Source organism: Pseudomonas sp. 910_21 (genome assembly GCF_052850735.1).
On the sequence record NZ_VXCY01000012.1, the window covers coordinates 143,147 to 164,513 of the forward strand.

The window sequence follows — 21,367 nt, forward strand, 5'->3', positions numbered from 1 at the left end:
TCAGGCCACCGCGCTGCGCACGGGGATGCCACCGAGCAGGCGCTCGATGGCGCCGCTCAGCAGGTTTTCCAGCAGGGCTTCGCGTTCACGTTCGGGCAGCGGTTGTTCACTGAACCAGCTGGGGGCGCTGTTCAGCAGATTGGCCAAGGCATGGGCGGCGGCACGTTGGGCCGGCAGGCCGAGGCCGGGCGGGGTGCCCAGCAGTTGCAGCAACTGTTGCTCGTAACGCTCGCGCAATTGCCCGACCCGCAACTGCTGGTCGGGGTTGAGGCAGCCGCTGTCGCGCTCCACCAGCCGAAAATGCCGCGGCAATTCCCGGTGCAGTTTCAGGTGGGCGCGGATCAGCGCCGGCAGGCAGTCGCCCTGCAACTTGCGCCGCTGCAAACGCTTGAGGGTGCTGTGCAGCTCATCGAAGAACTCTTCGATCAGGTCCAGCAGCAGGTGCTGCTTGCTCGGGTAATGGTGGTACAGCGAGCCCGGGGTCAGCCCCAGATGGCTCGCCAGCTCACGCATGCCGACCTGGCCGAAGCCCTTGCTGGCGAACAGCTCCAGGGCCTTGTCGCGGCTTTCGGCAAAGCGTGAGCAGCGCTCAGCCATAGGTATGGAAACCCCGACCGGTCTTGCGGCCCAGGTAGCCGGCGGCGACCATTTCCTTGAGCAGCGGCGCGGGGCGGTACTTGCTGTCGTTGAAGCCGTCGTAGAAGGCTTCGAGGATCGCCAACAGGGTGTCCAGGCCGATCAGGTCGGCCAGGGCCAGCGGGCCGATCGGCTGGTTGCAGCCCAGGCGCATGCCGGCGTCGATGTCTTCGGCGCTGGCCAGGCCTTCCTGGAACACCAGGATCGCCTCGTTGATCATCGGCACCAGGATGCGGTTGACCACAAAACCCGGGCGGTTGCCGGCGGTGATCGCGGTCTTGCCCAGGCGCTGGGCCATATTCATGGCCAGGGCGTGGGTCGCGTCGCTGGTCTGCAGGCCGCGGATCACCTCGATCAAGCCCATCACCGGCACCGGGTTGAAAAAATGCAGGCCGATGAAACGCTCCGGCGCGCTGACGCTGGCGGCCAGTTGGGTGATGGACAGCGACGAGGTGTTGGAGGCGATCACGCACTCGGTGCTGACCTGGGCGGCGATCTGTTGCAGCACCTTGAGCTTGAGATCGAGGTTCTCGGTGGCGGCTTCGATCACCAGCTGGGCGTCCTTGAGCACGCTGTAATCGGTACTGATGCGGATCTTGCCCAGGGCGGCGCGTTTGTCGTCTTCGCTCAAGGTGCCCTTGCTCACCTGCCGGTCGAGGTTCTTGCCGATGGTGGCCAGGGCCTTTTCCAGGGCGCCCTGGGCGATGTCCAGCAGGGTCACGTCGAAGCCCGCCTGGGCACAGACCTGGGCGATGCCGTTGCCCATGGTGCCGGCGCCGATCACACCGATATTCGCAAGATTCATCTTCAGCTCTTCCTTTGTTCATTGCCTTCGCGGAGCATGGCGCGGTTGCCTTGCACAGCGCGTTATCCAGCGCGAGTCTAGAGCCCGGCACGGTGGCCGGCCTATGCCGAAAGCGGTCAAGGGTGCTGGCGTTTTTTGCCATAGGTCCAGCTACGGGAGCACAGCCTCTACATGCGTGAAACGGATTCGGTCGCGGTCTACTTTGTCCGGGTGATGACCCACGCCCTGCGCCAGCAGCCGGCACGCCTGGCGGCGGTGCTGAGGGAAGCCGGCATCGCCCCGGCGTTGCTCGACCAGCCCCGGGCCCGGGTGCCCGGCGGCGCCTTTGCCGCGTTGTGGCTGATCCAGATCCGCGAGTTGCAGGATGAATTCTTCCAGCTCGACTCCCGCGGCATGCCGCCGGGGGCTTTCGCCCTGATCTGCCGCGGACTGATCCAGGAGCCCAACCTGGAAAAGGCCCTGCGCCAGTGCCTGAACAACTTCGGCCTGTTCCTGCGGGACGTCGGCGCCAGCCTCAGCCTGCGGGGCAAGCGTGCGGTGCTTAGCCTCGACAGCCGCTGCGACGACCCGCTGCGCAGCCATTACGCCGAGGAAACCCTGCTGGTGCTGATCATCAGCCTGCTGTGCTGGCTCGGCGGGCGGAGGATACCCATCGACCGCGCCGACTTTCGCCATTCACGCCTGAGCCTCAGCGACGATGCGCTGCTGTGGGGCAGCAACCTGACCTGGAACGCCGGGCGCACCGAGATCGAATTTGCCAGCCGCTTTTTGCGCCTGCCGGTGGTTCAGGACCTGGCCTCGCTCAAGGTGTTCCTGCGCAGCGCCCCGCAATGGCTGGTGATCCGCTTTCGCAACCAGCACGGCCTGACCACCCAGGTGCACCAACGCCTGCGGGGCAGCCACTACAGCCAGTGGCCGACCCTGGAAGCCTTCGCCCGCGAAGTGCAGATGAGCGCCAGCACCCTGCGCCGGCGCCTGGAGCGCGAGGGCGGCTCCTATCAAGAGATCAAGGACGAAGTGCGCCGCGGCGTCGCGGTCGAGCTGCTACGGCGCTCGGCGGCCAGCATCAGCGAGATTGCCGAACTCACCGGCTTCCAGGAGCCCAGCGCCTTCCACCGCGCGTTCAAGAAATGGACCGGCGAAAGCCCCGGGCGCTACCGCGCGCGTTTTCAGCCCGGCCGCTGACACCGGGCCCCCTGTAGGAGCTGGCTTGCCAGCGAAGGCGTCCTCAAGGTCACCGCACAATCTGAAGGCCCATTCGCCGGCAAGCCGGCTCCTACGGTCGGTGGGGGTCAGGCCGGGCTGCGGCCCGGCATCTGGATGCCGTGCTGCTGCACACGGCGGTACAGGGTGGCGCGGGAAATGCCCAGGGCCTTGGCCGCTGCTACGGGTTTCCAGCGGTGGCGTACCAGGGCATCCAGCAGGGCCTGGCGCTCGGGGCTGGTGGCGGTTTCCAGGGCGGGCAGGGCGCCTTCGGCCTCGGCGCCGCGCAGTTGTTCAGGCAAATCATGCAGCTGGATCAGCGGCCCTTCGCACACGGCGCAGGCGTAGCGCAGGACATGGCGCAATTGCCGTACGTTGCCCGGCCAGCGGTAGCCCAGCAGGCATTCCAAGGCCACTTCGCCCAGTTGCACCAGCGCGCCGCAGCGCTTGGATTCTTCTTCGACTATCCGGGTGATCAGCGCCAGCCGATCGCTGCGCTCGCGCAGGGGCGGCAACTGAAAGCGTGCGCCGCCCAGGCGGAAATACAGGTCCTCGCGAAAACTGCCCTCGGCCACCAGCGCTTCCAGGTCGCGGTGGGTGGCGCAGATCACCTGAATATCCACCGCCTTGCGTTGCGCGGCCCCCAGAGGTGCCACTTCACCCTCGGCCAGCACCCGCAGCAGGCGGGTCTGCAAGGCCAGGGGCATGTCGCCGATTTCATCGAGGAACAGGGTGCCGCCATCGGCCTGTTGCAGCAGCCCCTGCATGCCCTTGTTCGAGGCCCCGGTAAAGGCCCCGGCGACGTAGCCGAACAGTTCGCTCTCGATCAGGTTCTCGGGAATCGCCGCGCAGTTCACCGCGACGAAGGGCCGGTCCCGACGCTGGCTGGCCTGGTGCAGCTGGCGGGCGAAGACTTCTTTGCCGGAACCGGTCTCGCCCTGGATCAGCACCGGCAAATGCCGGTCCTTGACCCGCACTGCCAGGCGCAGGCTCTGTTCCACCCGTGGGTCCAGCGGTTCGCCGGCCAGGCTCAGGCGCGGGCGACTCTGGGGTCGGCGCGGCGCCTGCAAGCGGCCATGCAGCTCGGCAGACAGCGGGCACAGGGCCTCGTCCCGGGCGCGCTGCAACAGCTGCGGGTCGAACACCTGGGCGATGTGCTGCGGCAGCCGCCCAAAGCGTTGTAACAGGTAATGACGCGCCGCCGGGTTCAGCGCCCGCAGGCAACCGTCGTCGTCCCAGGCCAGCAGGTAGTCCGGTTGGCTGTCGACATAGCCCGGGCTGGCATGGGCCCGCAGCACCCAGTAGCCCTGGGCGCTGTTCATGAAGAACGCTTGTTCGATCTCCCGGGCGCTCTGCACCACCATCTGCCGGATCAGGTGCTGGGAACGGCGGTCATCCGGGGAGCGCACCGCCGACACATCCAGCACCCCCAGCAGCTCGCCCTGGGGATCGAACACCGGGGCGGCGGAGCAGGTCAGGCCGATGAACGCGGCGCGAAAATGGTCGCGCTTGTGCACGGTGATCGGCGTGCGCGCAGTGAGCACCGCCGCCACGCCGCAGGTGCCTTCTTCACCCTCCGACCAGCAGGTGCCCAGGTACAGCCCGGCCTTGCGGCAGTCGTTGCGCAGGGTGGACTCCACCCGGTAGTCGATGGTCTGGCCCTGGGCGTCGGTGAGCAGCACGCAGTAGTCGGCGTCGCGCACCCGGCCATGCAGGCGGGCCACTTCTTCACTGGCGATGCGCAGGAACAGCTCGGAACGCTCGCGGCATTCCTTGAGCAGGTTTTCGCAGAGGATGCGCGGCCCTTGCAGCGAGCCGGGGTCCAGCTGGTGCTGCTCCATGGAGCGGCGCCAGGAATCGAGGATCAGGCTCGGCACCGGCGCCTGGGGCAGGTGCGCGGCATTTTTCAGGACCCGGCTGACGCAGTCCACGTGGGCTTTGGAGTGTGCGGAAAGCATGAAGGCCTCCGGTTGCAGCTTCTTATCGTTGTGGGCGCATTAAGCGCCGATCCATGCCCCTCGACAAGCACCGGCTGGTACGGCGACGCCGCTGAGACGCAACGTCTCAAGGTCTCGCCAAGGCTCCGTGCAGCCTGACATGCAACGTCTCACAGACGGCTTTCCTCAACGCTATACAACAAGCAGGTCAGCCGCTCTGGAACGGCCTTCTGCAGAGGTTTTTCGACAACTGGCACCGGCCTTGCTCTGGCCCTTGGCAACCAGTCCTTGGCAACCAGCACCGACTGGCCCATCGAAGAATAAGAACGAGGTGCCCGATGTTTTCTCCTGCCTGTGCTCCGCCCGCGGTGAGCTCATGAACCGCCGCCCCCTGACCGTCGGTATCATCGCCAACCCGGCTTCGGGCCGCGACGTGCGCCGCCTCACCGCCAATGCCGGCCTGTTCTCCAGCACCGACAAGGTCTCGGTGATCCAGCGTCTGCTGGCGGCCTTTGGCGCCACCGGCATCGAGCAGGTGCTGATGCCCACCGACATGACCGGCATCGCCGCCGCGGTGCAGAAGAACAGCCGCAGCCGCCAGGCCCGGGAGCAGCACTGGCCGGCCCTGGAGTTCCTCGACCTGACCCTGCGCCAGAGCGTCGAGGACACCCGCCAGGCCGCGCGCTGGATGGCCGAGCGCGGGGTGTCGCTGATCGCCGTGCTCGGTGGCGACGGCACCCACAAGGCGGTGGCCGCTGAGGTCGGCGACATCCCGCTGCTGACCCTGTCCACCGGCACCAACAACGCCTTTCCGGAACTGCGCGAAGCCACCAGCGCCGGGCTGGCCGGAGGGCTCTATGCCAGCGGCCGGGTGCCCGCCGAGATCGCCCTGCGGCGCAACAAGCGCCTGCTGGTGCGCGAGCCGTCCCGTGGCCTGTGCGAAGTGGCCCTGGTGGACGTGGCGGTGTCGCCCCTGGCCTTCGTCGGCGCCCGGGCCATCAGCCGCGCCAGCGATCTGGCCGAGGTCTTCGTGACCTTCGCCGAGCCCCAGTCCATCGGCATTTCCGCTCTCTGCGGGTTGTGGCTGCCGGTCACTCGCCAGGAGCCCCACGGCGCCTGGATGCGCCTGGACCCGCAGTCTCCCGAAGCGCTGCTGGTGCCCCTGGCCCCCGGCCTGCTGCAGGGCTGTGGCGTGCTGGAGGCCGGCTACCTGCAACCGGAGGTGCCCCAGCCGCTGTGCCTGAGCGCCGGCACCCTGGCCCTGGATGGCGAGCGCGAGATCGAATTCAACCCCCACGACCGGCCCACGGTCACCCTGGATGCCGGCGGCCCGCTGAGCATCGACGTCAACGCGGTCCTGGCCCACGCGGCGCGCCAGCGCCTGCTGGCCATCGACCGCGATCACCGGCAACACCCCGTGAACCTTCAGTCCGAAGACACCCTGGAGAATAAAAATGTCGACACCCCTGACCACTGATCAGTTGCTCCACGCCTACCGGGTGATGCGCACCATCCGCGCATTCGAAGAACGCCTGCACGTGGAATTCGCCACCGGCGAGATTCCCGGTTTCGTCCACCTTTATGCCGGGGAAGAAGCCTCGGCCGCCGGAGTCATGGCCCACCTGCGGGACGATGATTGCATCGCCTCCAACCACCGGGGCCACGGCCATTGCATCGCCAAGGGGGTGGACGTCTTCGGGATGATGGCGGAGATCTACGGCAAGAAGACCGGGGTCTGCCAGGGTAAGGGCGGCTCCATGCACATCGCCGATTTCGAGAAGGGCATGCTCGGCGCCAACGGCATCGTCGGCGCCGGGGCGCCGCTGGTGGTGGGCGCAGCCCTGGCCGCCAGGCTGCAAGGCACCGACGGCGTGTCGGTGGTGTTCTTCGGCGACGGCGGCTCCAACGAAGGCGCGGTGTTCGAGGCCATGAACATGGCCTCGGTGTGGAACCTGCCGTGCCTGTTCATCGCCGAGAACAACGGCTACGCCGAGGCCACCGCGTCCAACTGGTCGGTGGCTTGCGATCACATCGCCGACCGCGCCGCCGGCTTCGGCATGCCCGGGGTGACGGTGGACGGTTTCGATTTCTTTGCGGTGCACGAAGCCGCCGGCGCCGCCGTGGAACGGGCCCGGGCCGGGGAGGGGCCGTCGCTGATCGAGGTCAAGCTGACCCGCTACTACGGCCACTTCGAGGGCGACGCCCAGACCTACCGCGCCCCCGACGAGGTCAAGCATTACCGCGAGCACAACGACTGCCTGATGCAGTTCCGCGAGCGCACCACCCGTTCGGGGCTGGTGCAGGCCAGCCAGCTGGACCAGATCGATGCCGACGTGGAAGCGCTGATCGAAGACGCGGTGCGCAAGGCCAAGACCGACCCTAAACCGAGCCCCGCCGATCTGCTCGCCGACGTGTACGTCACTTACCCATAACGCCCCACAGAACAACAAGAGACCACCATCATGGCGAGAAAAATCAGTTACCAGCAGGCCATCAACGAAGCCCTGGCCCAGGAAATGCGTCGCGACCCCAGCGTATTCATCATGGGTGAAGACGTGGCGGGCGGCGCCGGAGCCCCCGGCGACAACGACGCCTGGGGCGGCGTGCTGGGGGTGACCAAGGGCCTCTACCATCAATTCCCCGGGCGGGTGCTGGACACCCCGCTGTCGGAAATCGGCTACGTCGGCGCCGCAGTCGGCGCTGCCACCCGCGGCGTGCGCCCGGTGTGCGAATTGATGTTCGTCGACTTCGCCGGCTGCTGCCTGGACCAGATCCTCAACCAGGCGGCGAAGTTTCGCTACATGTTCGGCGGCAAGGCCCAGACCCCGCTGGTGATCCGCACCATGGTCGGTGCCGGGCTGCGCGCTGCGGCCCAGCACTCGCAGATGCTCACCTCGCTGTGGACCCACATCCCCGGGCTGAAAGTGGTCTGCCCCTCGTCGCCCTACGACGCCAAGGGCCTGCTGATCCAGGCCATCCGCGACAATGACCCGGTGATCTTCTGCGAGCACAAGCTGCTCTACAGCCTGCAGGGCGAAGTGCCGGAAGAGTCCTATGCGATTCCGTTCGGCGAGGCCAACTTCCTGCGCGATGGCAAGGACGTGACCCTGGTGTCCTACGGGCGCACGGTGAACACCGCCCTGGACGCGGCCCGTGCCCTGGCCGGACGCGGCATCGACTGCGAAGTCATCGACCTGCGCACCACCAGCCCGCTGGATGAAGACAGCATCCTGGAAAGCGTGGAGAAGACCGGGCGCCTGGTGGTGATCGACGAAGCCAACCCGCGCTGCTCCATGGCCACCGACATCTCGGCGCTGGTGGCGCAAAAAGCCTTCGCCTCCCTCAAGGCGCCGATCGAAATGGTCACCGCGCCCCATACGCCAGTGCCGTTCTCCGACGCCCTGGAAGACCTGTACATCCCCGACGCGGCGAAGATCGAAAAAGCCGTGCTCACTGTGATCGAGTGGAGCCGCTGATGAGCCAGATCCATACCCTGACCATGCCCAAGTGGGGCCTGTCGATGACCGAGGGCCGGGTCGATGCCTGGCTCAAGGAGGAGGGGCAGAGCATCAGCAAGGGCGATGAAGTGCTGGACGTGGAGACCGACAAGATCTCCAGCAGCGTCGAGGCGCCGTTCTCCGGCATCCTGCGCCGGCAGATCGCCCGCCAGGATGAAACCCTGGCGGTGGGCGCGCTGCTGGGCATCGTGGTCGAAGGCGAGGCCAGTGACGCCGAGATCGACGCGGTGATCGAGCAGTTCCAGGCCAGCTTCGTGCCCGGCGACAGTGCCGACGAAGACAGTGGCCCGGCGCCGCAGAAGGTCGAACTCGACGGTCGGCTGATCCGCTACTTCGAGCGCGGCGAAGGCGGTACGCCGTTGCTGCTGGTGCACGGCTTTGGCGGCGACCTCAACAATTGGCTGTTCAACCACGAAGCTCTGGCCGCCGGGCGCCGGGTGATTGCCCTCGACCTGCCGGGCCACGGCGAATCGGCCAAGGCCCTGCAACGGGGCGACCTGGACGAATTGAGCGAGGTGCTGCTGGCGCTGCTGGATCACCTGGACATTCCCGTGGCCCATCTGGTGGGCCACTCCATGGGCGGCGCGGTGTCCCTCAACACCGCGCGGCTGGCGCCGCAGCGGGTGCGCTCGCTGACCCTGATCGGCAGCGCCGGGCTGGGCCGTGAGATCAACGGCGACTACCTGCAAGGCTTCGTCGAAGCCAGCAACCGCAACGCGCTGAAGCCGCAACTGGTGCAGCTGTTCTCCAACGCCGAGCTGGTGAACCGGCAGATGCTCGACGACATGCTCAAGTACAAGCGCCTGGAAGGGGTGCAGGCCGCCCTCGGGCAGTTGGCCGGCAAGCTGTTCGCCGACGGTCGCCAGCAGGCCGACCTGCGCCCGGTGGTGCAGGACGGCGCGCAGCCGGTGCTGGTGATCTGGGGCAGCGACGACCGGATCATCCCGGTCAGCCATAGCGCCGACCTCAAGGCGCAGATCGAGGTGCTGCCGGGGCAGGGGCACATGCTGCAGATGGAAGCGGCGGAGCAGGTCAACCGCCTGATCCTCGACTTTATCCGCCAGCACTGAGGTTTGCTGCGGCGGCCAGGGGGCCGTCGCAGCCCTATAACAATCAGGAGAAGCCAAGATGAGTGTTTCCCTCAAGTCCGTTCCGAGCATGCGCGCCGCGGTCTGGCACGGCCGCCACGATATCCGCGTCGAAGACGTGCCGCTGCCCGATGCGCCCTCGGCCGGCTGGGTGCAGATCCGCGTCGACTGGTGCGGCATCTGCGGTTCCGACCTGCACGAATACGTGGCCGGGCCGGTGTTCATTCCGGTAGACGCGCCGCACCCGCTGACCGGGATCAAGGGCCAGTGCATCCTCGGCCACGAGTTCTGCGGCGAAATCGTCGCCCTGGGTGAAGGGGTCCAGGGGTTCAGTGTCGGCCAGCCGGTGGCCGCCGATGCCTGCCAGCACTGTGGCACCTGCTATTACTGCACCCACGGTCTGTACAACATCTGCGAAAACCTGGCCTTTACCGGGCTGATGAACAACGGCGCCTTTGCCGAATTGGTCAATGTCCCGGCCAACCTGCTGTACGCCTTGCCGGAGAACTTTCCCGCCGAGGCCGGAGCCCTGATCGAGCCGCTGGCGGTGGGCATGCACGCGGTGAAAAAGGCCGGCAGCCTGCTGGGGCAGAACGTGGTGGTGGTCGGCGCCGGCACCATCGGCCTGTGCACCATCATGTGCGCCAAGGCCGCCGGCGCGGCCCAGGTGATCGCCCTGGAAATGTCCGGCGCGCGCAAGGCCAAGGCCCTGGAGGTGGGCGCGACCCACGTGCTCGACCCCAAGGAGTGCGACGCCCTGGCCGAGGTCAAGCGCCTGACCGGCGGATTGGGCGCTGATGTCAGCTTTGAATGCATTGGCAACAAGCACACCGCCAAGCTGGCCATCGACCTGATCCGCAAGGCCGGCAAGTGCGTGCTGGTGGGGATTTTCGAAGAGCCCAGCGAGTTCAACTTCTTCGAGTTGGTGGCCACCGAGAAAACGCTGCTGGGGGCCCTGGCCTACAACGGTGAGTTCGCCGATGTGATCGCCTTCATCGCCGATGGCCGCCTGGACATTGCGCCCCTGGTGACCGGGCGCATTCAGCTGGAAGAGATCGTCGGCCAGGGCTTTGAGGAACTGGTCAACAACAAGGAACACAACGTCAAGATCATCGTGTCCCCCGGTCAGTTGCGACGCTCGTAAGCGAGCGATTTGGCGATGGCCGGCCGCGGCCATCGCACTTTTTTACAGTTTTGCGTTCTATCACCAGGCCTGGCCGCGCCGATCCCCGCCGCAGCCCGTGAATTTCGACCCGGTGCCGATGGCCTACGCTCCCTCTTCTTGCATGATGCAAACCCGCTTTCAGCGCCTGTTTCTGGCGGCGCTGCTGATGTTCAGCGCCTCTGCCTGCACCCAGCAGCAAGGCCGTGATATCGCCAAACAGTTTCGTGAAGGCAAGCCTGACGAATTCTTCCAGACCAGCGTCGACCGCATGGCCACCATCGGCATGCGCGACAACCTGCAGAGCCTGTACCTGCTGATGGGCAAGCTCTACCTGCGTAATCCCAGCCAGTGGCGCAAGTCGGGTTTCCCCGATGGCACCACGGCGCAACGGGAGATTCGCAATGCCATTGAACAACGCCAACCGTTGCCGGCCCTCGGCGATCGCCGTGACTTGGCGGCCTTGAGTTATTCCTTGAGCCCGGAGTTTCAGGGCGATCGGGTCGGGGCCTTCATCTACGCCATTGGCAGCATGCTGGTGACGGCGCATGGCGGGCGGACCGAGTTCTACATGACCGATACCATCGATCCGCAGTTCATCAGCAATGCGGCGCGCAATATTGAAAAAGCCACCTGGCTGCTGAGCCAGCGCCAGGATGCCAATGGGGTGCTGTTGCTGTTTTCCAATGAGATTTCCGAGGAGGGCAGCAATCTGAGTTTTGCCGTGGAGTTTGGGAAGATTGTGGCGCGGTTGGATTTGTTGACGCGGATTCTGGATGAGCGCTATCGGCGGGTGGGGTTCAATTATGCGCAGAGTCTGCTGCTGATGAATTTTTTGCCGGTGCAGTAGTAGGGAGGCGGAGCACTCATCTTGCTCCCGCTCGGGAGCGTAGCGGTTGTAGAACCTGAGGGTGCGGTCTGATTGGTGGGCATATGCGTTGCTGCGGGTGCGGCGGCTGGCGGTTTCGCCCTTACGGCGAGTCACTTTGGAAAGCCGGAATGCCGGACCAACCCAAAGTAACCAAAGGCTCTTGCCCCTCCACTCGGTGCCTCGCCTAGGCTCGGCATGCCCGAACGAAGGCATTGATCCGTGGGCCGCCGCCACCGGCCATCCCTGGCCGGGTGGCGGCTAACCCGGCATCCCTGCCGGGTTACCCACGGCTCAATGCCTACGTTCGGCCATCGTGGTTAACGGGGCGTTCAGATCAAGATCAAAATCAAGAGCGTGACGGCGGCCTTGCGGCCGGCCTGAAGCTAAGGGCGAGTGCGTTTCTGTAGGAGCTGGCTTGCCAGCGAAGGCGTCGGCCCGGGCGCTGCATGACTTTCGGGCCTCTTCGCCGGCAAGCCGGCTTCTACGCGGCGTTTCAATCCCATGTAACAAAAAACGCTCTGATTTCAGGCCATTCCGAGTTTCTTGCGGGCCATCAGCAGGGCTACGACGCTCAGTGCTGCCGCCAGCATCAGGTAGAAACTCGGTGCCAGTGGCGAGCCGGTCAGCGCAATCAGGCCGGTGGCGATCACCGGGGCAAAACCGCCGAAGATCGTGACGCCAAGGTTGTAGCTCAGGGACATGCCGGTAACCCGGGTACGCACCGGGAAGATGTCCGCCATCAGCGATGGCAGGGGGGCGAAGTACACCGCCTTGATCAGGGCCATCATCGCCACCACCAGCAGCAGGGAGCTGGCGCTGGGGCGGCTGTTGAGCCAGAAGAACGCCGGCAGGATCGCTACGGCGTAGACCACCGCCGCCGCCAGCATGATCTTCAGGCGCCCGATATGGCCGGACAGGTAGCCGACGATGGGCGTGACGATGGTCAGGATCAGGCCGCCGGTGAGGGTCGCCAAAAAGCCCGAAGACTGGGCGATGTTCAGGCTGGTGGCGGCGTAGGAGGGCATGTACTGGATCATGTAGTTCGAGGCGGTGGACACCACCAGGGTGCCCATGGCGATCAGCAGCAGGGTCTTTTGGCTGAGCAGGACTTCGCGCAATGGGCGCTCTCCCGGTTCGCTGGCTTTGAAGTCCGGCGATTCGTCGACGGTGCGGCGGATGTACAGGCCCACCGGGCCTAGCAGCAGGCCGAAGAAGAACGGCACGCGCCAGCCCCAGTCGAGCATCTGCTGGGCATCGAGGTGCTTGGTCAGGAAGTAGCCGAAGGTCGAGGCAATGACCACGCCAAAACCCTGGCTGGCGAATTGCAGGCTGGCGACAAAGTGTCGGGTGCGTGGTGGGGCGTGTTCCAGCATGAAGGCGGTGGAGGTGCCGAATTCGCCGCCGGCGGAGAAGCCTTGCAGCAGTCGGGCCAGGAGGATGCCGATGGGCGCGGCGAGGCCCAGGGTGGCGTAGCTGGGCATGATGGCGATCAGCAGGGTGCCCGCCAGCATGATCAGGATCGACAGGGTCAGGGCTTTCTTGCGGCCTCTGCGGTCGGCGTAGGAGCCCAGTACCGCCGCGCCCAGGGGGCGGATCAGGAACGAGATGCCGAAGGTGGCAAAGGCCAGCAGCAGGGAGAAGGTCGGGTCGGCCGTGGGAAAGAACACCTGGCTGATGGTCAGGGCAAAGTAGGCGTAGATCGACAGGTCGAACCACTCCAGGGTGTTGCCGATCAAGGCGGCGCCTATGGGTTTCCACAAGGGCTTGGGTTCGACCCGGATCGCGGTCGAGGTGGCGGCTAACTCTGTCATACAGGACGCTCCTGCTTATTGTTGGATTTTGAGCGACAGGTGCCCGACTTGAGTCGGGCGGGTTGAGCGATGGCCTCAGGCCCGGGGCAGGTCCCCCAGGTCCCAGAACAAGGCCGTCATGATCTCCAGGCCCTCGCGAATCACCGGTAGCAGCAGGTGTTCGTCCGGGGCGTGCTGCGAGCAGCCGGGGTAGGAGTGGGGAATCCACAGGGTCGGCAGCCCCAACACTTCGGCGAAGATATCGTTGGGCAGGGTGCCCGCCAGGTTCGGCAGCAGGGCCAGACGCTGGGCACTGCTGTTGCCGATGGAGGCTTTGGCGAAACTGACCCAGGGGTTGTCCGGGTCCAGGCGGGTGGCCGGGGAGCAGCGCTCCATGACGATCTCTACCTGGCTGAAACCTTCGCGGTCCAGGTGCGCCCGCAACAGGCTTTGCAGCTGTTGCCAGGGCGTGCCGAGGACAAAGCGCAATTGGCAGAAGGCCACGGCCCGGGGCGGAATCGCATTCACCGGTTTTTGTGGATTGCCGGTGCTGAAGGCGAGGATTTCCAGGGTGTTCCAGGCAAACAGGCGCTCGCCCAGGGTCAGCCCCGGTTCGCCCCAGTTTTCGTCCAGAGGGCGGCCCAGGGAGTCGCGCTGGATCTCCAGGTCGGCGATGGCGGCGCGCACGTTGTCGGGAATGTTCACCGGCACCAGTTCGCGGCAGCGGATGCGGCCGTTCTGGTCCACCAGGCTGGCCAGGGCGTTGGCCAGTACCACGCCGGGGTTGCTCATCACGCCCCCCCAATTGCCCGAGTGCAGGCCCTTGTCCCGGGTGTTGACCTCCAGGCGGAACTGCGCAGAGCCGCGGGAGCCGAGGAACAGCGTCGGCCGGGCCTGATTCAGGCGCGGGCCGTCGGAGGCGATGAACACATCGGCTCGCAGCAATTCACGCTGCTCCTGGCACAGTTGGCGCAGCCCCGGGGAGCCGGCTTCCTCGCCCATTTCGAACAGCAGTTTGAGGTTGAAGCCCAGGCGCCCGTCGCGAGCCTTGAGCACCTGCTCCAGGGCGGTCAGGTTGATGCTGTGCTGGCCCTTGTTGTCGGCGGTGCCACGGCCGTACCAACGTTCGCCTTCCAGGGTCAACTGCCATGGATTCAGACCCGCGCGCCACTGTTCGGCATAACCGGGCACCACGTCGCCATGGCCGTAGCTGAGCACCGTGTGCAGGGCCGGGTCTTCCAGGCGCGTGGCAATCAGGAAGGGGCCGCCGGCCTCGGGGTTGGCCAGCAGTTGGCAGTCGAAGCCCAGGCGCTGCAATAGCGGCTGGATTTCCTCCAGCAGGTAGCGCGGCAGTTCATCGGCATGGGCCGGGTCCTGGCTGTCACTGGCAAACGCCACCCGGCGCCTCAGGTCTTGTTCAAAGTGGCCATCGTCCAGGTACTGGCGCACGCCAGCGAGGGCAGCTTGCTTGGTCATTGCAACTCCGGTCGGGCAAGGGGAACGGGCCCATGGTGGAGTGGGGGGAGGCATCTGTATATTGCTGTTTTTTGAAGGCATGATTCTAAAAATTGGATGCCTTGCAAGGGGGTGCACATGGACTATCGGTATTTTCTGGCGGTGATCGATGCCGGCTCCCTGGCGGCGGCGGGGGAGCGTTTGCATATCGCCCCCAGCGCGGTGAGCCGGCAGATTGCCCTGCTGGAGGAGAGCGTCGGCGTTGCGCTGTTCGAGCGGCGCCCGCGGGGCATGCAACTCACCGCCGCCGGCGAAGCCTTGGCCGAACACGCCCGGCGCACCTGGCTGGAGCAGGAGAACATCCTCGCCGAGCTGCGGGGCGAGGGGTATCCGGGGGCCAAGGTGATCCGCCTGGTGTCCACCGAGGGGCTGTCGCGGTACTTCCTGCCGCGGGTGCTGCTGGAGCATTACCGCCTGCGACCCGGGGCCGAGTACCGTCTGGACGTGATTTCACCCCATGAATGTGTGCAACGTATTCGCCGGGGTGAGGCGGATGTCGGGCTGACCTTCAGCACCGAACCGGTGGAGGGGGTGAATGTGTGCTACTCGATCCGCTCGCCGATTCGCGCCTTGATGCGTGCGGGGCATCCACTGGCCAACGCTGGGGTGCTGTCGTTGGAGCAGGTACAGGCATTTCCCGTGGCCTTGACGCCCAAGGGCACCACCCAGCGGCAACTGCTGGACCTGGTGTGCCAGATGGATGGCCTGAGCTTTGAACAGGTGATGACTTGCAACTTCTCCGGGGCCCTGCATGAGTTTGTGCGCCAGTCGGATACGGTGGCCTTTGCCAGCGCCATCAGTGGCGAAGGGCAGGGGATGGATGGGCTGGTGTCGGTGCCTCTGTCCAACCCGCGCTTGGGCGATCGGGACATTCAGGTGCTGACCATGCCCAAACGGGTGTTGCCGGAAAGTCTGGCGTTTTTTATCGAGACCTTGATTGTGCGGTTGCAGAAAGAGGGCTGAGCGATGCGGCTGACTGTGGAGCAGGCTGTTTGCGCCGCTCGTGGTTAACAGCGGGTGCCGATCAACCTCTTCTATACAGCTATCGACCAAGCCTTGGCTGTGGCTCCGATGCAAAAAACTACCTGTGAATGGAGGCATTCAATCGTTGAAAACGCTGAAAAAATTTACCGTGCATGGCACCGCTGTGGGCAGCGACAGGAGCGTTCAACTGGATGAGATCTCGATACTCGCCGAGCCGGATACGCTCAGGGCGCTGGGTGAGTTCCTGATCAAGGCTGCAGCTGACATGGCGGCCGATGGCCTGGAGCACGTGCACCTGCAAGACGTGATCGAGCACTTCTCACACCAGGAGCATGTGGATGTAATTGCCCTCAACCGGGCGCTGATCAAGCCTGCCTGAGGCAGCGCCGTGCTCGGCCCGGCTACATGTTGCGAATCCTCTCGTCGGCCCGCAGTTCGAACTCAAAGCCAATGCCCACGTCATTCAGGGTTTCGGTCACGCGGGCCATGAAGCACTCGGCTTGCTCGGGCAGTTCATACAAGCCCGTGACTTGAATGATCGGGTACTTGCCATAGGCGCCGGGGATCTCGGTGTAGATCTCGCCGCTTTCGATGAAGGCGATGTAGGCGTTGATTTTCTCTTGCAGCAACAGCAAGTGCTCGCCCTGCGCCGCTTTGTTCCCCCATTCCAGGTGGTCGGTAATGACCAGTAGCAGGTCGTTGGGCGCCTCCTTGGAGATTCCCCAGAAATCGATGACTTTTGGATTGGTGATGGACACGTCTGATCCTTAACGAGGTCGGCTTGCAAGCATTCCATTTACCGGGTCACTGAGCGCCATGTCACCAGCCCATCCAGGCCATGCTCGGACTTCAGGTAGTTGAGTGTGTTCTGTGCCTCGGCCTTTTCTTCGAACGGGCCGGCAAAAAGGTGCGGTGGCTCATCGAGAATGGTGGGTATATCGATGAGCCCCATCTGGGCTGCCATGCGCGCAAAGTCTTCATCGGTTTGCGGGCTGATGCGCGCCACCCAACCGCTGCGATCCCTCAAGGCGATAGGCTCCACTTCGTCGCCGCAGCGCTTGCATCGTGAGGCGCTGGCCTTGATGTCCTGGCCGCAGGCAGGACAAGGGCGCAGATCTTCATGCACCAGCGCGTCAACGCCGGTCTTTGCCAGCCGGGGCATCAACCACAGGGCAAGCAGGGCGACACCAGGAAAGAACAACCCGATTGCAAACCATCTTGGCCCCGAGCGCCCACGTGTACTGGCAGCGTAAGCGGTCATTGCCGTGAGAATGAGCCAAAGAGGGAGCGAGATGCCCATTGCAACTCCTTGTGTTGAGGTTTGAGTAATGCTCCCGCTGAACGGGGGCTGCAAAATATCCGTTCTTTGGCGGTGACGCCATAAACCATCATTCGAGCTGCCTGGTGTGTGGTAGCGGTCAGTGAGGTCAATCGGCCGCTCGGTTGAAGCAGCTGCCATTATCAAACAGGAGCGCCTTTGTGTTGCTGGCGCGCCAGGCCATTGGCTTGCTGTCGAATGATGAGGACAATCACGGCGCGGGGTGAATCAAGGCTTTTTCCCGGGCGGCTGCCACGAACCACCCGGGTGCACCTTGAGCAAGAGCGGCTAGGCGCGTGCCTGCCGGGATAGCCGATCCTTTGCCTACCGTCATTCCCGGAGCCTTTGCCCAGTGCCTGACCTGTCGATCAACGCCGCCTATGCCAAACGCTTCAACGCGGTACTCGCCTACATCAATGAGAACCTTGAAGGCGATCTGTCGGTGAGGACGTTGAGCCGGGTGGCGAACTTCTCTGAGTTTCACTTTCATCGGCAATTCACCGCCTTCGTCGGCGTGCCGGTTGCACGTTATGTGCAACTGATGCGCTTGCGCGGTGCGGCCCATCGCCTGGTGTCCCTGGCGGACTACTCGGTGCTGGAGGCCGCGTTCGGCGCCGGTTTCGAAAGCCCCGAGGCCTTTTCCAGGGCGTTCGGGCGGGCGTTCGGCATGAGCCCGAGTGCGTTCAGGAAGCAGCCGAACTGGCAGGTCTGGAATGCGGTATTTGCCATCCCTCATTTTTCCAGGAGCATCATTATGCAGGTACGAATCGTGGACTTTGCCGACACCCGGGTTGCAGCGCTGGAGCACTGCGGGCCTGCCGGGCTGGTCAATGCAAGCGTGCGCAGGTTTATCGATTGGCGGATGCAGAGTGGGCAGTCGCCGGTGGCGTCGAGTCGCAGTTTTGGCGTTCCCTTCAACAACCCCGATACCACCCCGCCGCAGGAATTCCGCTTTGCCATCTGCGGCGAGATTCATGAGGCGGTGGTTGCCAATGAGGCGGGTATTGGCGAGATGCAGATTGCCGGTGGCCGCTATGCGGTGGTGCGGCATGTGGGCTCGCCGGATCACATAGGTGAAAGCATCTACCCGATCTACCGCGATTGGCTGCCGGGCAGTGGCGAGGAACTGCGGGATCAGCCGCTGTTCTTTGAATACTTGAGTATTTATCCGCAGACCCCGCTGGAGCAGTGGCTGACGGATATTTATGTGCCCTTGCAGTAGTGGGGATGGGTCAAACCTTGCTCATGACCTGGATTTGAGCATGACCTAGGGGTACAGGATTTCGACCTTTGGAAACGTTGAAACGCTTCGGTTCTTTGGCGGCGACACCATCGGTCGAGCGCCTGCCCCTCACTCCAGGAAGAAGTCCTCCTTGATCGAATCCAGCAGTAGAGACTTGACGATTTGCAGCGCGCTGTCGTGCTTGCTGCCCACGCGCATGCCGATTTCCAGTTCGTAGGAAGGCATGGGCACAGGGCTGGGGAAGGTTTGCAGGGTGCTGATCTTGGCCATGGCACGGGCGGCATGGGTGGGCACGGTGGTGATCAGCTTCGAGCCCACCAGGAGGAAGGGCACGGCGGCGAAGTGCGAGGTCGAGGCCTTGATCGTGCGGGTCAGGCCGACGTTGTTCAGGCCTTCGTCGACGATGCCCACATAGCCTGCGGACGACACCAGCAGGTGCGGGCGCTGGGCGTAGTCCTCGGCGGTCAGTGGAATGCTGTTGTGGGCGTCGGCGATGCCCAGGTAGTTGCCGCGGCCGAGCCTGATGCGGGTGATCAGGTGCGAGGAGAAGCCGCCGGCGGACAGGGCGATGTCTATCTTGTGGCCCATGAGCATGTCTTGCACGACGCCGCTGTGGGTCTGCCGGAAGATGATGCGCAGCCCCGGCAGGCGCTCTTCCACCATGCAGAGAATCTTCTGCCCCAGGGCGATTTCACTGTCATCGGATAGGCCGATGGTCAGGGTTCGGCCCTTCACTTGCTGGCCGTCGGCGGCCATGGCCAGGGCCAGCCGGCAGCGGTTGATGGCTTCTTCCACCAGGGGGTACAGCGCGTTGGCGCGCATGGTCGGGCGTAGGCCGCGCCCTGTGCGCTCAAACAATGGGTCGCCATAGATCTCGCGCAAACGCGCAAGGGAAGCACTGACTGCCGGCTGGGTGACGCCCAGCCGGATAGCCGCCCGGCTGGCACCGCCTTCTTCGACAAGGGCGACAAAAACTCTGAGCAGGTTCAGGTCTGTGTTTTCGATATCAATTGATTTCATATCAGATAGCTTGAATGGCGCATTGATCTATATTGTACCAGCCATAAAATGACCTGCCTAAACAATCACCGGCTCCAATTACAGAGTCGACGGTCGATGTTTCCAATACTTGGCTAGTTCCAGTTAGTTCAGTTTTTCTGTGCGGGCATAAGCCTTGGCTGTTGAATGAAAGCTTTAAGCCAGAGGTTGAAATATGGTGCGCCACATTAAGTATCTTACGGCCATGCTGCTCTTTGCCTGGGCGTTTGAACTGTCTGCTTGCTTGTCTGAAACAGCCACAGGTTCCCCTTTGGGAGAAGACGTTGTGGGTAGATTGCAGCAGGCCCTGGCAGAGCGAAATTATTATCAGGGAACAATAGATGGTGTGGCGGGGGAGAAAACCGCCGAGGCCATCTTTCTGTTCCAGATGGACTGCGAACTTCCGTTAACCGGCAGTATCAACTCGCAGATCCTGCAAAGGCTGGATATAAGGCCGCCCTTGTGGCTATCGGAATAAGTTTGTTGTTTGAAGGGCCGGTACAGGGAAACGTCATTGTTTCGCTATCGAAGATTAGTGGCTGGAAAGTGGTTTTATTCTTATGGCTTTAACCCATAGCCCAGCGTCTGCTTATCCGTGGCGATTCAGGCTGGCTGTTGTTCTGGTGGGGGTGATGGCCGCAACTGTGTGCGGTCGGATCATTCAACTGCAAATTGCCGACAAGGCATTTCTAATCAAACAGGGTGATGCCCGAAGCCTGCGATCTGTGGCTATCCCGGCCTACCGGGGCTTGATCACCGATCGCCATGGGCAGCCTCTATCCGTCAGCACGCCGGTGACCACGGTCTGGCTCAACCCTCGGGAGTTGCTGAGCGAGCAGGACAACTGGGCAGCACTGGCCCAGGCGCTTGACGTGCCACAGAGCCGGTTGAGTTCGATCATTCTGCGCAACCCGCAGAAAGAGTTTGCCTACCTGCATCGGCGCGTTCCTCCCCAGGTGGCGGAGCAGATGATGCAGGCGGTGCATGCGCTCAAGGCCTCGGGCGTTTATACGCTGCAAGAGTCCCGCAGGTTCTATCCCGCGGGCGCAACAGCGGCACATGTCATCGGCTTTACCGATATCGACAACCGCGGCAGCGAAGGGCTCGAACTGGCTTATGAGAATGTGCTGCGCGGGCGCGATGGCAAGCAACTGGTACTGAAGGATCGGCGTGGCCACTTGATCGAGGACCTGGGGGTTGCACGCCTGGCCAGGCCCGGGCAGACGCTTGAGCTGTCTGTGGATCTGCGCCTGCAATACGTGGCCAATCGAGAGTTGCGCCAAGGCATTGCACGCAACGGCGCGGATGCGGGCAGCGTGGTGATCATGGATGTGCACACCGGCGAGATCCTGGCCCTGGCCAATCAGCCCAGCTACAACCCGAACAATCGCTCCGGGCTGACGCCGTCGATGATGCGTAATCGGGGGGTGGTCGATGTATTCGAGCCGGCCTCAACCATGAAGCCGTTCTCGGTGGCCGCCGCACTGGAAAGTGGGCGCTGGAAGCCCGGGGATCGGGTGCATGTGGCAACCGGCACCTTGCAGATCGGCAAATACACCATTCGCGATGCGTCCAGGACGGCGGGCGAAACGCTGGACCTGACCGGCATCCTGGTGCGTTCGAGCAACGTCGCCATCAGCCAGGTGGCCTTCGATATCGGCGGTGAACGGATTTATGACCTGCTGCACCGAGTGGGCCTGGGCCAGGAAACGGGCATAGGTTTTCCCGGTGAACAGACCGGGGTGCTGCCCATGCGCCGGGAGTGGCGGCCCACCGAAACGGCGACGCTGGCTTACGGCTATGGGGTGTCCGTCACCGCGGTACAGCTGGCCAGGGCTTACGCCACCCTGGTCAACGGCGGTGTCCGGGTGCCCACGTCGCTGCTGCGGGTGTCTGCCGCGCCCAAGGGCGTGCAGGCGATCCCGGCCAGCGTCGCCAACACCGTGAAAGACATGCTGGTGCAGGTGGTTGAAGGCCCCAGGGGCATCTATCGCGCCAAGGTTCCTGGTTATCACGTCGGTGGAAAAAGCGGTACGGCCAGAAAAACCAGCCCGGGGGCCAAGGGCTATCTGGCCCGATCCTACCGCGCCATGTTTGCCGGGTTCGCTCCAGCGGCAAACCCCAGGTTCGTGATCGTGGTCGTGGTGGACAACCCCAGGCACCACGGCTTTTTTGGCGGGCTGGTATCCGCGCCGTTATTCAGCAAGATCATGTCGGAGACTCTGCGCCTCACTAACGTGGCTCCCGATGGTATTTGAA

Annotated in this window: 19 protein-coding genes and 1 pseudogene; 12 read left to right on the plus strand and 8 right to left on the minus strand. The window is 64.1% G+C overall.

Annotated features, from left to right (window positions below; all coding sequences use genetic code 11):
- Nucleotides 1-597, minus strand: a complete 597-nt coding sequence (locus FW796_RS30140) for a TetR/AcrR family transcriptional regulator (protein WP_346631631.1) — start codon at nt 595-597, stop codon at nt 1-3.
- Nucleotides 590-1,441, minus strand: a complete 852-nt coding sequence (locus FW796_RS30145; protein ID WP_446440561.1) for a 3-hydroxybutyryl-CoA dehydrogenase — start codon at nt 1,439-1,441, stop codon at nt 590-592. Before FW796_RS30145 ends, FW796_RS30140 begins: the two co-directional genes overlap by 8 nt.
- Before the next feature lie 171 nt (nt 1,442-1,612).
- On the opposite strand from FW796_RS30145, the gene FW796_RS30150 reads away from it, so the two are divergent.
- Nucleotides 1,613-2,626: an AraC family transcriptional regulator gene (locus FW796_RS30150; RefSeq protein WP_446440562.1), complete on the plus strand. Its 1,014-nt coding sequence runs from the start codon at nt 1,613-1,615 to the stop codon at nt 2,624-2,626.
- A gap of 107 nt (nt 2,627-2,733) precedes the next feature.
- On the opposite strand, the gene FW796_RS30155 is transcribed toward FW796_RS30150, so the two are convergent.
- Entirely contained in the window at nt 2,734-4,602 is a 1,869-nt protein-coding gene (locus FW796_RS30155) for a sigma-54-dependent Fis family transcriptional regulator (protein WP_404939116.1), read from the minus strand.
- 355 nt (nt 4,603-4,957) lie between these two features.
- On the opposite strand from FW796_RS30155, the pseudogene FW796_RS30160 reads away from it, so the two are divergent.
- The 6 genes and pseudogenes from FW796_RS30160 (at nt 4,958) to FW796_RS30185 (ending at nt 11,199) form a co-directional block, all read left to right on the plus strand.
- Nucleotides 4,958-6,033 (plus strand): annotated as a pseudogene (locus FW796_RS30160) (ATP-NAD kinase family protein).
- A 2-nt stretch (nt 6,034-6,035) separates the two neighbouring features.
- Nucleotides 6,036-7,013 (plus strand): thiamine pyrophosphate-dependent dehydrogenase E1 component subunit alpha, encoded by a 978-nt coding sequence (locus tag FW796_RS30165; RefSeq protein ID WP_236204160.1) that lies wholly within the window; start codon nt 6,036-6,038, stop codon nt 7,011-7,013.
- Between the two features lie 30 nt (nt 7,014-7,043).
- On the plus strand, nt 7,044-8,057 hold the full coding sequence (locus FW796_RS30170; RefSeq protein WP_065363510.1) for an alpha-ketoacid dehydrogenase subunit beta: 1,014 nt from the start codon (nt 7,044-7,046) through the stop codon (nt 8,055-8,057).
- Nucleotides 8,057-9,169 (plus strand): acetoin dehydrogenase dihydrolipoyllysine-residue acetyltransferase subunit, encoded by a 1,113-nt coding sequence (locus tag FW796_RS30175; protein ID WP_446440563.1) that lies wholly within the window; start codon nt 8,057-8,059, stop codon nt 9,167-9,169. Before FW796_RS30170 ends, FW796_RS30175 begins: the two co-directional genes overlap by 1 nt.
- Before the next feature lie 88 nt (nt 9,170-9,257).
- The gene (locus FW796_RS30180) at nt 9,258-10,331 is read left to right on the plus strand and encodes a 2,3-butanediol dehydrogenase (protein ID WP_404939955.1); all 1,074 of its coding nucleotides are present in this window, start codon (nt 9,258-9,260) and stop codon (nt 10,329-10,331) included.
- A gap of 142 nt (nt 10,332-10,473) precedes the next feature.
- Nucleotides 10,474-11,199 carry a hypothetical protein gene (locus FW796_RS30185; RefSeq protein WP_404939118.1) on the plus strand — a complete coding sequence of 242 codons (726 nt, stop codon included), beginning with the start codon at nt 10,474-10,476 and terminating at the stop codon, nt 11,197-11,199.
- Nucleotides 11,200-11,744: 545 nt separating this feature from the next.
- On the opposite strand, the gene FW796_RS30190 is transcribed toward FW796_RS30185, so the two are convergent.
- Together FW796_RS30190 and FW796_RS30195 are read right to left on the minus strand one after the other, a co-directional pair.
- On the minus strand, nt 11,745-13,031 hold the full coding sequence (locus tag FW796_RS30190; protein WP_346631624.1) for an MFS transporter: 1,287 nt from the start codon (nt 13,029-13,031) through the stop codon (nt 11,745-11,747).
- 75 nt (nt 13,032-13,106) lie between these two features.
- Nucleotides 13,107-14,486: a M20 family metallopeptidase gene (locus tag FW796_RS30195; protein WP_446440564.1), complete on the minus strand. Its 1,380-nt coding sequence runs from the start codon at nt 14,484-14,486 to the stop codon at nt 13,107-13,109.
- Between the two features lie 117 nt (nt 14,487-14,603).
- Here FW796_RS30195 and FW796_RS30200 point away from each other — a divergent pair, with 117 nt between their 5' ends.
- Complete coding sequence (locus FW796_RS30200) at nt 14,604-15,488, plus strand: LysR family transcriptional regulator (RefSeq protein WP_077933763.1); 885 nt, start codon at nt 14,604-14,606, stop codon at nt 15,486-15,488.
- 145 nt (nt 15,489-15,633) lie between these two features.
- Nucleotides 15,634-15,888 carry an Imm32 family immunity protein gene (locus FW796_RS30205; RefSeq protein ID WP_346631622.1) on the plus strand — a complete coding sequence of 85 codons (255 nt, stop codon included), beginning with the start codon at nt 15,634-15,636 and terminating at the stop codon, nt 15,886-15,888.
- Nucleotides 15,889-15,910: 22 nt separating this feature from the next.
- Here FW796_RS30205 and FW796_RS30210 read toward each other — a convergent pair whose 3' ends face one another.
- Both FW796_RS30210 and FW796_RS30215 read right to left on the minus strand, forming a co-directional pair.
- Entirely contained in the window at nt 15,911-16,267 is a 357-nt protein-coding gene (locus FW796_RS30210) for a DUF6572 domain-containing protein (protein WP_346631621.1), read from the minus strand.
- A gap of 38 nt (nt 16,268-16,305) precedes the next feature.
- Nucleotides 16,306-16,809, minus strand: a complete 504-nt coding sequence (locus FW796_RS30215) for an SPOR domain-containing protein (RefSeq protein ID WP_446440565.1) — start codon at nt 16,807-16,809, stop codon at nt 16,306-16,308.
- Between the two features lie 370 nt (nt 16,810-17,179).
- Here FW796_RS30215 and FW796_RS30220 point away from each other — a divergent pair, with 370 nt between their 5' ends.
- Nucleotides 17,180-18,049: an AraC family transcriptional regulator gene (locus tag FW796_RS30220; protein WP_346631619.1), complete on the plus strand. Its 870-nt coding sequence runs from the start codon at nt 17,180-17,182 to the stop codon at nt 18,047-18,049.
- A gap of 129 nt (nt 18,050-18,178) precedes the next feature.
- Here the strand turns inward: FW796_RS30220 and FW796_RS30225 are convergent, their stop codons facing one another.
- The gene (locus FW796_RS30225; protein ID WP_346631618.1) at nt 18,179-19,090 is read right to left on the minus strand and encodes a LysR family transcriptional regulator; all 912 of its coding nucleotides are present in this window, start codon (nt 19,088-19,090) and stop codon (nt 18,179-18,181) included.
- Between the two features lie 193 nt (nt 19,091-19,283).
- Between FW796_RS30225 and FW796_RS30230 the strand changes: the two genes are divergently transcribed.
- Both FW796_RS30230 and FW796_RS30235 read left to right on the plus strand, forming a co-directional pair.
- Nucleotides 19,284-19,586 (plus strand): peptidoglycan-binding domain-containing protein, encoded by a 303-nt coding sequence (locus tag FW796_RS30230; protein WP_346631617.1) that lies wholly within the window; start codon nt 19,284-19,286, stop codon nt 19,584-19,586.
- 82 nt (nt 19,587-19,668) lie between these two features.
- Nucleotides 19,669-21,366: a peptidoglycan D,D-transpeptidase FtsI family protein gene (locus FW796_RS30235; RefSeq protein ID WP_346631616.1), complete on the plus strand. Its 1,698-nt coding sequence runs from the start codon at nt 19,669-19,671 to the stop codon at nt 21,364-21,366.
- Nucleotide 21,367: the final 1 nt, after the last annotated feature.